At 60.3% G+C, this 10,961-nt stretch carries 8 protein-coding genes and 2 pseudogenes; 4 read left to right on the top strand and 6 right to left on the bottom strand.

Going from position 1 to position 10,961, the window contains the following annotated elements; translation table 11 throughout:
• The 3 genes and pseudogenes from NW845_RS00445 to NW845_RS00435 form a co-directional block, all read right to left on the bottom strand.
• Positions 1–95 (bottom strand): annotated as a pseudogene (locus NW845_RS00445) (IS630 family transposase); the annotation flags it as partial.
• Between the two features lie 351 nt (positions 96–446).
• Positions 447–2,075 carry a TM0106 family RecB-like putative nuclease gene (locus tag NW845_RS00440; protein ID WP_414376213.1) on the bottom strand — a complete coding sequence of 543 codons (1,629 nt, stop codon included), beginning with the start codon at positions 2,073–2,075 and terminating at the stop codon, positions 447–449.
• Positions 2,076–2,127: 52 nt separating this feature from the next.
• Complete coding sequence (locus NW845_RS00435) at positions 2,128–2,406, bottom strand: hypothetical protein (RefSeq protein ID WP_414366670.1); 279 nt, start codon at positions 2,404–2,406, stop codon at positions 2,128–2,130.
• A gap of 184 nt (positions 2,407–2,590) precedes the next feature.
• Between NW845_RS00435 and NW845_RS00430 the strand changes: the two genes are divergently transcribed.
• On the top strand, positions 2,591–3,496 hold the full coding sequence (locus tag NW845_RS00430; RefSeq protein ID WP_414376211.1) for an ABC transporter ATP-binding protein: 906 nt from the start codon (positions 2,591–2,593) through the stop codon (positions 3,494–3,496).
• 28 nt (positions 3,497–3,524) lie between these two features.
• On the opposite strand, the gene NW845_RS00425 is transcribed toward NW845_RS00430, so the two are convergent.
• Positions 3,525–4,244, bottom strand: a complete 720-nt coding sequence (locus NW845_RS00425) for a response regulator transcription factor (RefSeq protein ID WP_414366665.1) — start codon at positions 4,242–4,244, stop codon at positions 3,525–3,527.
• Between the two features lie 396 nt (positions 4,245–4,640).
• On the opposite strand from NW845_RS00425, the gene NW845_RS00420 reads away from it, so the two are divergent.
• On the top strand, positions 4,641–5,009 hold the full coding sequence (locus NW845_RS00420; RefSeq protein WP_414366664.1) for a hypothetical protein: 369 nt from the start codon (positions 4,641–4,643) through the stop codon (positions 5,007–5,009).
• A gap of 118 nt (positions 5,010–5,127) precedes the next feature.
• Here NW845_RS00420 and NW845_RS00415 read toward each other — a convergent pair.
• Positions 5,128–6,357, bottom strand: a pseudogene (locus NW845_RS00415) (RNA-guided endonuclease InsQ/TnpB family protein).
• A 62-nt stretch (positions 6,358–6,419) separates the two neighbouring features.
• On the opposite strand from NW845_RS00415, the gene NW845_RS00410 reads away from it, so the two are divergent.
• On the top strand, positions 6,420–8,927 hold the full coding sequence (locus NW845_RS00410) for a sigma 54-interacting transcriptional regulator (protein WP_414376209.1): 2,508 nt from the start codon (positions 6,420–6,422) through the stop codon (positions 8,925–8,927).
• 2 nt (positions 8,928–8,929) lie between these two features.
• Here NW845_RS00410 and fni read toward each other — a convergent pair whose 3' ends face one another.
• Positions 8,930–10,006, bottom strand: coding sequence for a type 2 isopentenyl-diphosphate Delta-isomerase (gene fni, locus NW845_RS00405; protein ID WP_414365021.1), 1,077 nt, complete (start codon positions 10,004–10,006; stop codon positions 8,930–8,932).
• Positions 10,007–10,103: 97 nt separating this feature from the next.
• Between fni and NW845_RS00400 the strand changes: the two genes are divergently transcribed.
• Positions 10,104–10,901, top strand: coding sequence for a response regulator transcription factor (locus NW845_RS00400; RefSeq protein ID WP_414365018.1), 798 nt, complete (start codon positions 10,104–10,106; stop codon positions 10,899–10,901).
• The last annotated feature ends 60 nt before the right edge of the window (positions 10,902–10,961 follow it).

Genomic DNA, 10,961 nt, shown 5'->3' with positions numbered 1-10,961 from the left:
CCATGAACCGTTCGGCTACCTGGCGGATAGAGGTCTGACCTGCCTGATAAGCTGCTACAACTCTTTGCCGTAGATCCTAAAGAAGGGGTTGGCATCCCCTTCTCTCCTTCTTTTTGAGACCTGTACCCTACTCTAAAGTGATTACCAAGCCCTTCGATGCCACCAGATTGGCGGCTCAGGTGGCCGAGACGGTGGGCTGGGATCCCTTAAATACAAGCTGAGGAAGAAAAAAGGCAGGGCTGAGTTGTCCCTGCCAAGAAGATCGAGAGCTGAGCCCCTGCTCCTTCTGTTGCAATCGCTGTAGCAAGGCGCGATTACGTTTGTTAATCTGGCGCTTCCGTGCCGTTCCCCCACGACCACGATAGTTCCTGCCCTGGCGGCGGGGGGATTCGTGAGATTTCAGCCGCATGGGATCCCTCTGGCCAATCCGCTAGTCTCACCCGATTCTAATCGAAGCTTCGGCCCTCGACAGGGGCGAGAACCGCACTTTGGCTTAGCCAGTTTTTGAGGCAATGGGTGGCCCGGCAGTCGTCCTCGTTGTAGATGAGCGACTGCTCCAAATAGCGGCGATCTCGAGTTTCCAGCCATTGGCTGTACCAGTAGATGGACTGGGCTCCATTGGCATTGGGCAACCGCCACTCGAACCCCAGCCAGCGGGCAATGTTTTTCAGGGAATAGCTTTCAATGGGCAGCACCACCGAGCGTTGGATCCAGGCGTGTAAATCTACGAAGCGCTGCAACAATTGCCGCACCTGCCGCGAATCCGTAGGGTATCGCTCCCCCAGCCGCTGACAGGTCTGCACTTCAAAGCCATGGAAATGGTAGATGGGCGCTTCAGGGTAGCGTTGAACCAGGTGCAAAAATTGTTTCCAAGCTTGCCCTTCTTCCTGGGGCTCGACAGCCAGGCAACTGTGGTAGCTCACCAGCTTTTCCCCCTCGGCTTGTTGCACCACCAGCAAGCCCAACAGGTAAGCGACGTTGTGACGGGGATCCGCCTCGATATCGAAGTACAGCTCCACGGGCGCTGTCGGCAGAGCTTGCGGCGGCGATTGCAGCCAAAGGGGCTTGCAGCTGAGGGTGGCACGGGCTTGAAGCTGCAGTTGCAGGGCCACGCCGGCTCCCAGCTTGGGGATGGCCTGGAGCATCTCCAGGCGGGCGTTGGCTAAGGCCTCAATCGAGTTGATCCCTGCCTCTTGCAAAAGGGGATAGCGGGATCCGGTTACACCCGGTAGCAGGCTGAGGGGTTGGGCAACGGCATTCAACTGCCGACAGTGCTCCCGCCAGTGGCAAAGATGACAGCGGCTGCGGGCCATCAACACCTGGGGCAGCTCCGGCTGGTCGAGGGAGCGCAGATAGTCTTGCAGCAGGCGGCGCAGCTGGACGCGGCGTCGGCTGAGGTGGACAGGGTGCCACTTCCCATCTTTTAGAATCAAAAAGCCGCGTTTGGGCACCTGCCCCTGCAGGGATCCCAGCAATTCGGCCTGCAGCGCCAGCAACAATTCGTACTCCGGCTTGGGTCGCTTGCCAATGCGAATGTGAACCGGCAGGTAGGCGGGCCGGCCTTGGCTGCGAAGGGCGGAATCCCGAATCAGGAGATCCAGGGAGCTGCTTACCCAAAGGGAACGAAACTCTGGAAGAGCCGCAGGCGGCAGTCCAGAGTTGGAGGGTGTCTTGTCGGTGGAGTCCTCTTCAGGGAGCGCAACCTCTGTCTCAGGGGAAGGGGCAAGGGCAACTGCAGAGCCGGCAGGCTCTGCCTCAGCAACTCCCTCGGGATCCACTTCCCAGAAGAGCTCTGCTACGACCTGTCCGCCGTAGATCCGCTCTGTCCCTGCTGCCATGGCTGCCAAAAGGGCTTCATTACCCGGCGCGACCTGTTCGCCGGGGAATTGCTCCAGCACAGCAGCTTGTAAAGCTTGGCGATCCCGACGCCATTGCTCCAGCAGGCTTTCCGGCGGCAGCTTGGCTTCTTGAGGCCCAAACCGATCTAGGTAGGGCAGGCGCCGACAGCGAAAAAAGGCCAGCAACTCTTCTGCGTCAATAGAACCCTGCTGGGCTGCTGCAACCTGAAACTCCAACGGCGGACGACCTCAGCTCTGCTGCCATTTTGGCACGCCTTTTGGGGATCCCTTACGACCTGGGATCCTGAGCTGACAGAAGATGGGCGATGAGGCGGTCAACTGTTTCCGCTTGGCGGCGAGCCGTCTCCGCCTGCCGCTGGCAAACGGCCTTCAGCTCTCCCAGCCAGGCAGTTTGCTCCTGGGTCATCAGCACCTGTTGCTGAGCAATGTCCTTCAAATAAGACAAGTCGTCTTTGATGGAGCTGACGCTCTCGGCTAGGGTCAGCACGGCACCAACTAGGCGATCCAGGCGGAAGTCAATTTGGTCAAATCGGTCTTTGCTCTGCATTTTTTTACCTTGTAAGTGCAGTTTTCAGGGGCAGTGTCTACTATTTTGCAAGCTCCAGCAGAATTGACAGAGGATGGGATCACAGCCACGGAAGAGCTCGAGAGATCACACAGCAGGGATCCCCAGTAAGACCTGTGGCTCAACTGACGTATGCTGGAGAAGAAAGATTTCTTTACACCCGCAGATGGAGCCGACTGTAACCGCTCTTTCGATGGCCCCGGCCCTGCCTCAGACCCAGCCGGCAGCAGTGGAAATGCAGGGGGTGTGGAAGCGCTTTGGGCAGCAGGTGGCCGTGCAGGACTTGAGCCTGCGGATCCCACAGGGGGAGGTGTTTGCTCTGCTGGGCCCCAACGGGGCTGGGAAGTCCACCACCATCCGCATGCTCACCAGCCTCACCCGTCCCAGCCAGGGATCCATCTACGTGGGGGGCTACGACGTGGTGCGGGATCCCTTGGCAGTGCGGCGGCAGATTGGGGTGGTGTTGCAGCCCATCACCCTGGAGGCAGAGCTGACAGTTTGGGAAAACCTGGAGTTTCATGGGCGCATGCACCACATTCCCAACCCGGAGCGGCAGCGGCGCATCGATGAGTGGCTGGAATACGTGAAGCTGGCCGACCGGTGGCACGACAAGGTGAAGACCCTCTCCGGCGGCATGAAGCGACGCCTGCAGGTGGCCAGGGCACTGTTGCACCGGCCGCAAATTTTGTTTTTGGACGAGCCGACCGTTGGGTTGGATCCCCAGGCGCGACGCCTGTTGTGGGAGATCCTACGGGATCTCAACCGGCAGGGGATGACTTTGCTGATTACCACCCACTACATGGAGGAGGCTGAGGAGCTGTGCGACCGCATCGGCATCATGGATGGCGGGAAGTTGATCGAGCTGGGCAGCACCGACCAGTTGCGGGCGAAGTACGGGGAAGCTCTGCTGGTGCGCTCCCGCCCCGGACAGGAGGTGAGCTACACCTTTTTCCCTAGCTTGGCGGAGGCTCAGCGGCAGTTGGAAGCCGAACCCGACAAAACTGGCCTGATGGTGCGCCCTGCCAACTTAGAAGACATTTTTGTGCGTCTGACAGGCCGTCGCCTGGATTAGCGCGCTCTCTCCCTTTGAAAGAGGGAGGTTACGGTTTTTCCTCTCCCCACCCCTCTTTGGGAGTGGGGGGCTCGAACTTGTAGCCAACGCCGCGCACGGTGCGGATCAGTTCCGGTTGGCTGGTATCGGTTTCTAACTTCTTGCGAATTTGGCCGATGTGGACATCGACCACCCGTTCATCTGCCTCGTGGTTGAAATCCCACACCTCTTGAATCAGCTCAGCCCGTCGCCAGACCCGCCCTGGGTGTCGGGCCATGGCGTAGAGCAGGTCAAACTCCAAAGCTGTCAGGTGAATTGGGCGCCGGTCACGGGTGACTTCTCGGGTGGTTGGGTCGATCACCAAAGAGGGAAAGGTCAAAACCGGCGCGCTGCCTGTTTCCGTTCTCCTCCGCCCTCGGCGCAGGATGGCCTGTACCCGCGCCTGTAACTCCGGCAGGCTGAAGGGTTTGGTCAGGTAGTCATCTGCGCCTAGCTGAAATCCTTGCAGCTTGTCGGCAGGATTCACTCGGCTGGTTAACATCAACACATAAACGCCGGTCTCTTTTTGCATCTGCTGGCAGAGGTCGTAACCGCTCACATCCGGCAAATTCAAATCCAAAATCACCAAGCCTGGCTGAAAAGTGCGCAACTGTCGTAAGCCCTCGGCGCCGGTCACGGCCGCCTCAACTGCGTACCCTTGCCGCTGCAAATACCGCTTGAGCAGCGTACAAATGCTGGGATCGTCATCGATGATGAGAATGCGTGACATAGCGGCTTGGCGCTCTCATAGTCAGCAGGAGGCAGAGTTGCAGAAAAGCCCTGACAGTAGGGCAAATGCATTTTGCGCCGGGGCTGGAGAGGACAGCAAACCCAGACAGCCCGCCCAGACTACAACAGACAACTTCAGGTTTTTACATTGCACATCGGATTGCACCAGGAGCTTGGCCTTTCTGGAACCCCCTTTCTCTGGGTAAATCAAGGAAGGCTAACCTAAACATCTCAAGCATTATTCTACTGGGTTGTCCGGAGGAAAGGGAAAGGGTAAGGTAAAAGGGACTCGCGCAGCAGCTTCTTGCCCGCAGAGGGAAGCCCATTCAAAAACCTTGCCACTTCTTCACTTGCAGGCCAAACCTTAAAGTTGCATGCCGGTTTATCCCAGAAGCCTATGTACGATCCCAACGAAGTCTTTCGCAAAGATATCCAGTTGGCCCTCTTCACCTGGGGAATCCTGGAGCTGGCCTGTTTTGTCATCATGCCGTTCACCCGGGCCTACGAGTATGCGCAGGTAGCGGAGTGGTTGTGGCCATCGCTAGTTTTGGGACCAGTGGGGGCGGTGGTGGTGGCCTTTTGTTCAAAGCTCACAGTAGCTGCTAATAACATCCCCGACCCGAAAAGGAAAAGGGCGCAGCGGCAAATTGCTCAGGTCATCGGTTTCTTCGGCTTCCTGGGCTTAGCCTTGCCCTTGCTCCTGGCCGGGTGGACATTTGGCCACGAGGTTCTCACCACCGACTGGAAAAATATGTTCACCAATTAGGCAGGAGCAGAGTTGCCAACTGGCCCACGCCGACTTGTAGCCGCAAAGGGTTTAGGATGTCCAGCTATTCGTGCAGCCGTCAGTTGCTCCCAAGCCCTGCCAGAGTGAGAAATGTAAACTACCCGGCTCCGACCGCTAAGCGGTACGGAGTGGGCTTCCTGTAGCTCTGCAGTTGGCAAGCCAACCACGGGCCTCTAGGCCGGCTTACAGCGACCCCCAAAAGCGCAATCCCGTTAGCACCGTTCAAATCTGCATCCCCTTCCCAGCCACAGGCCGGGTTGACACAGCGAAAATGCTTCCCTTCCCGTTGCCCAAGCCACAAGCAGCGGTGACAAGTTTGCGAAGTGTAGCCAGGTGGTACTGCCACCACCTTCACCCCCGCTCTTGCTGCCTTGTACTCCAAGAACCGCTGTAACGGGTAGAACGCCCCTCGCGCTAGCGGGCCGTAGGCCTCACTATTGGCCCGGCGCCGCTCCGTCTTGCTGCGTGGCTGTTGGTTGACTCGTTCACGGATCCCCGTCAGATCTTCCAAGGCAATAAAGCTGTGGGTGGCCAGTGCTCGAGCAACAAGGGTTTTAGAGATGCAGTGGTTCACCCAAGCTTGAAAGCGTCTCTCCCGACCAGACAGCCGTTGCAGCAGCTCCCGACATCTCCGTCGAGAACTGCGTGTGCCCTGACTGGCCTTGCGTTGGAGAACCGCTCTCAAGCGGGAGTAGTGATCCCTCACCTTATTTAGCTGCTGTCCATTCCAGTTATCCCCCTCAGAGGTATGAGCAATATCCCTCCTACCCAAATCCACGCCCATTGTTTTGACGGCGTGCTCCGGTTCCGGCACCTCAGACTCCACGCCAATCTGGATGAAGGAGGAACCGTCTTGGCGTTTGACCAACGTGGCTGCTTTGGGATGAGAGCCTGTGAGCCTGCCCCGCTAGTAGGAGCCAACATCCAGCTCAAAGCGTTCGCGTCTCTCAACGGTGGTCAGCGACACCGTCCAGTCCCTCTCCCGGAAAGAGAAGATGCGGGCATCGTAGGTAACAAAGCCAGACTTGAACGCCTTGACGGGACGGTTTTTCTGCTGGGCAAGCTTGCGGGCACCGGCTAACCGTCGGAACACTTGTTGAGTGAGATTACTGGACAGCCCGAACCGTGCACGGACTTCGCGATAGCATAAGAAGTGGAGCTTGACAAGGTTGGCTATATTCTCTGGCGTGTTTTGGTTGACCCAGTAAGGCCTCCGGCCCGCGGGCGCGAGGAGTGCTTGTGCAAAAGCAGACAAGGTCGCATCCAGCTTGGCGGCTTGTGACGCAGACACCTTGAGCTTGCAGGAGATAGTCAGGACTTGGGTCATGCCAAGCCTATTAGCGTTATCCCTCCCCGCCGTATAGACGCTGGAGTATCCAGCGCATTCAGATGACCCCTGTTGAGCGTGCCCAGTGGCTGAAGGGGCAAACCCTGTTTCAAAGCCTGGCGCTGGAGAGCTTGTATCCTCTGGCGGAGCACCTCCAGGAGCAACCCTTTTGCCAAGGAGAGGTTTTGGCGGAGGCAGGAACCACCCCGGCTGGGATCCAGATTTTGCTAGAGGGGCGCTGGGAAGAACGGGATCCCCATTCCGGGGAGGTTCTCAACCTGCTGCCTGGCGCGGTGGCTCATCTGGGGGAAGTCCTGGGGGAGCAGCCGCTGCGGCGGGATCTGGTGGCCGTTTCCCCAGGGATCCGGGGTTGGATCCCGGCTGCGGTGGTACGTCGTTGGCTGGCAGAGCACTCGGGGCAATTGGCCGAGGCTCTGGCCCAGGCTCAAGAGCGCCTCAGCTACGAGCAGGAGCGGCAAGTGGCTTTGCGCCCCTACCTGGTGCCGAAGGTGGAGCGGGGGATCGTCGGCTCCAGCCGCTATGCGGTGCGCCTGCGGCAGCAGATTAAAGAGGCAGCCCAGAGCAGCAAGCCGGTGTTGATCTTTGGGGAGCCGGGCCTGGAAAAAGACAACGTCGCCGCCCTGATCCATTTTGGATCCCCGCGGCGGCGCCAGCCCATGATCAAGGTGGATTGCAGCGCCCTGCAGGCCAGTGGGGCAGACTTGTTCGGACGGGCGGGGGGCAAACCGGGGTTGCTGGAGTGGCTGGGAGAGGGCACGCTGCTGTTGAACAACCTGCATGAGCTGCCTGCCGAGCTGATGCCCAAGTTGCTGCGCCTGCTGGAGACGGGATCCTACACCCCTGTGCAGCGGGGGGAAGGGGATCCGGGAGAGGAGCGCCCCTGTCGCTGTCGTCTGCTGATGGTGTCAGAACGGCCCATCCCCGCCCTCGACCCCTGGGTGATGGCCATCAAAGTGCCGCCGCTGCGGGTGCGCAAGGCCGATATCAAAGCCATGGCCGACTATTTTCTCAGCCTCTACAGCCGCCGGCGGGGGATCCCCAAGCCCAAGCTCTCGCCGGAGGCGCTGCGCCGCTTGCAGAGCTACGACTTTCCCGGCAACTCGCGGGAGCTGCGCAGCCTGGTCGAGCGGGCGGCAGTGCAGGCCGCGGGGGCAAGCGTGCTGGGGGAAGAGGTGTTTTGGGCTTCCCAGCCTCGGGGCAAGCGGTTTCGCCTCAACCTGCTCAACGCCTATCCTCGCTTGCGCCGCCTGCTGCGCAGTCCCTGGTGGCCGGATCGCCTCAACTACGGCCTGGTGCTGCCTCTCTACACGCTGGTGGTGTTTCTCCTCTTCTGGGGGCCTCAGGATCGGGCCCACAATGTGGGGTTGAATCTTTTCTGGGCCTGGTGGTGGCCGGTGGTGCTGCTGGTGTTCCCCTTTTTGGGGCGGGTGTGGTGCGCCATCTGCCCCTTCATGATCTACGGGGAGCTGGTTCAGCGGCTATCTTTGTCGCTTTGGCCGCGGCAGTTGCGGAAATGGCCGCGACAGCCGGCGGAGCGCTGGGGGGGCTGGGTGCTGTTTGCCGGGTTCGCGTTGATTTTCCTGTGGGAGGAGATCTGGGATCTGCCCAACACGGCTTACCTGTCGGGGTGGCTGCTGCTGCTGATTACCGCCGGAGCGGTGGTCTGCTCACTGGTGTTTGAGCGGCGGTTTTGGTGTCGCTACCTCTGCCCGATTGGGGGCATGAACGGCCTTTATGCCAAGCTCTCGATGACAGAGCTGCGGGCCCAGCAGGGCACCTGTTCGGCAGAATGCACCACCTACCAGTGCTACAAAGGTGGGCCCGAGAAAGGGGAAGGCATGGCGACGGGAGGCTGTCCTCTCTACTCCCATCCGGCGCAACTGCAAGACAACAAAGATTGCGTCCTTTGCATGACTTGTCTCAAGGCTTGTCCCCATCGCTCGGTGGAGTTCAACCTGCGCCCGCCTGGGATCGAGCTGTGGACCACCCATACGCCGCGCACCTCTGAAACTGCCCTGTTGCTGTTGCTGCTGGGGGGCATCTATCTCCATTGCCTGCCCCAGATAGCGGAGCGCCTCTCCTGCTGGGGCTTGCGCTGGGATCTACGGCAGTTTTGGCCCCACCTGGGGGCTGCCTTGCTGGCTTTGAGCCTCCCCAGCCTCGTGCCCTTGGCAGCCTGGGGGCTGGCGGGGCTGGCCTATAAGCTAGGCCAGGGGACGCGACCCCGACCCTTTGCGGAGATGATCTACGGCTATTTGCCGCTGGTTTTGGGAGGAACGTTGGCCTTCTATTGGCCCCTGTTTTTGACGGAGGCAGGCCAGGTGCTGCCGGTAACTTGGGCAACTTTCTTCCAGACGGGATCCGCTCTTCCCGTGCTGTGGCAGGCCCACCCAGCGGTGATCCGGTTTCTTCAGGGATCCACCCTGATCCTGGCTTTGCTCCTGTCGTGGGCCCTCACCGGCAAAATTGCCCGCCGCAGTTTGCAGTGGCCCTACCATCTGGCCGCCCTAGGGCTGGAGGTGAGCTTGTGGCAGGTGCTGGGAATTTGATTTCAACCCCTTTCCCCGACAGGGGGCAGCGGATCCCAGGTATCTTGCCAGCGCAAAGCCGCTTGCCGTAGCTGCGCCAAGTTGGCTGATCCGGTGCAAAAAGCGGCGATCCTCAGCTCCTCGATTACGGCCCGGAAGCTGTCCACCACCGCCTGGGCCCGCCCTTGGAAGACGGCGTGGAGAGCGGGAGCGGCCATGCCGACCACATCGGCCCCCAAGCGGATGGCTTTGGCTGCATCGATGCCAGTGCGGATGCCGCCGCTGGCCACCAGAGGCAGGTTGGGCAGGAAGCGGCGGATTTCCAGCAGAGCCAAGGCTGTCGGGATCCCCCAGTCCCGGAAGCTGTGGGCAATGCGTTTCTTGAGGGGATCCCTTTGGCGATGGGCTTCCACCTCGCTCCAGCTCGTCCCCCCTGCCCCGGCCACATCCAGGGCGGACACACCACACTCGGCCAGCCGTCGGGCTACTTGGGCGCTGAGACCATTGCCCACTTCCTTGACCAGCACTGGCACCGGCAACTGGTTCACCAACTGCTCGATGCGGCAATAGAGGTTGCGCCAATCGCGATCCCCCTGGGGCTGAACCGCCTCCTGCAGTGGGTTGAGGTGCAAAATCAGCGCATCTGCCTCGATCATCTCCACCGCCCGCCGCGCCTGCTCCAGCCCATAGCCGTAGTTGAGCTGCACAGCGCCCAGGTTGGCCAAAAGCAGAATATCCGGAGCTACTTGCCGCACCTGGTAAGTCCGGGCCAGCTCCGGGTGTTCTAGAGCTGCCCGCTGGGATCCCACCCCCATGGCAATGCCCAGCTCTTGAGCGGCAGCCGCCAGGTACAGGTTCAACTCCTGGGCAGTGTCTGTCCCCCCGGTCATGCTGCTAATCAGCAGAGGGGCCTGCAGGCGCTTTCCCAGAAACTGGCAACTGAGATCGATCTCCGGCAGCAGCAGCTCCGGCAACGCCACATGCTCGAAGAAAAAGCGCTCAAAGCCGGTGCGGATCCCTTTGGCGTTGACGTCCTGCTGCAAAACAATGTCTAGGTGATCCTGCTTACGTTCGGAGATAGGGGATGGAGAATCGGCCATGGTCTGGATAGAGGGTTGTCCAACCGGTAGCGGGCGAACCACATTGTCCGAAGGTGGCCCGCTGTCTATGATGAGGGCGGGATCCAACCTAGTAGCCATGCAACCTTTGCACATCTTGCTGGCAGAAGGCAACCCTCATCTGCGCAGCTTGCTGGGTTGGCATCTGCAACAGGCGCAGCACCGGGTTTGGGAAGCGGAGACCATTCGCCAGGCCAAAACCCTGCTGCAACAGCAGCCTGTCCACCTCTTGATTTTGGATGCGGAGCTGTCCAGCCGTGCCGGGCTCCAACTATGCCGCTGGGCGCATCGCCATTGCGATGTGTTGATTTTGCTCCTCTCCCAACGGGGATCCGAAGCCGACATCATCGCTGGGCTGGAGGCAGGCGCAGACGACTACCTCACCAAGCCCCTTAGCCTGCCCCTTCTGGATGCCCACATTCAGGCCCTGACCCGTCGGCTGTGGCGCAGCCTTCCCCCCACCTTCCTGCAGTATGGGGATCTGAAAATCGATCTGGTGCAGCGGCGCGTCACCCTGGCCGGTCAAGGCATCGACCTCACCCCGCAGGAGTTTAGCCTACTGATGGTGCTGATCCAGGCCGATGGGGATCCTCTCTCGCGGCAAGAGCTGCTGGAGCGGGCTTGGCCCGATTCCACCGCCAACCCCCGCACCGTCGATACCCACATCCTCTCCCTACGCAAAAAACTAGAGGGGAATCCGCACCAACCCCGCCTCATTCACACTGTGCGCCAGGTTGGCTACTGCTTTGGCCTAAAGCCGCCTCCTCCGTCGCAGCAGCCGAGTCGAGCCAGCGGCGCAGCTGCTCCAGGATCTGGGCTTCCACAGCGGCGTCGTAGAGCCGCAAAGTTAGGCGAGGCACCCGCAAGGAAGCGGTAATTCGCCCTGCCGGCAGATCCAACCACACCAGCTGTTTTTGAAAGCAGCGGCAGGTGGCCC

The sequence above is a fragment of the Synechococcus sp. H60.2 genome (assembly GCF_047462315.1).
Taxonomy (GTDB): Bacteria; Cyanobacteriota; Cyanobacteriia; order Thermostichales; family Thermostichaceae; genus Thermostichus.
Note: the sequence above shows the minus strand (reverse complement) of the source record. Positions and strands in the feature narration are given on the sequence as shown.

Bases quoted from the DNA above. Each gene is read 5' to 3' on its own strand.
- fni (WP_414365021.1), bottom strand. From the start codon at position 10,006: ATGGCCGATTCTCCATCCCCTATCTCCGAACGTAAGCAGGATCACCTA.
- NW845_RS00400 (WP_414365018.1), top strand. From the start codon at position 10,104: ATGCAACCTTTGCACATCTTGCTGGCAGAAGGCAACCCTCATCTGCGC.
- NW845_RS00425 (WP_414366665.1), bottom strand. From the start codon at position 4,244: ATGTCACGCATTCTCATCATCGATGACGATCCCAGCATTTGTACGCTG.
- NW845_RS00435 (WP_414366670.1), bottom strand. From the start codon at position 2,406: ATGCAGAGCAAAGACCGATTTGACCAAATTGACTTCCGCCTGGATCGC.
- NW845_RS00430 (WP_414376211.1), top strand. From the start codon at position 2,591: ATGGAGCCGACTGTAACCGCTCTTTCGATGGCCCCGGCCCTGCCTCAG.
- NW845_RS00410 (WP_414376209.1), top strand. From the start codon at position 6,420: ATGACCCCTGTTGAGCGTGCCCAGTGGCTGAAGGGGCAAACCCTGTTT.
- NW845_RS00420 (WP_414366664.1), top strand. From the start codon at position 4,641: ATGTACGATCCCAACGAAGTCTTTCGCAAAGATATCCAGTTGGCCCTC.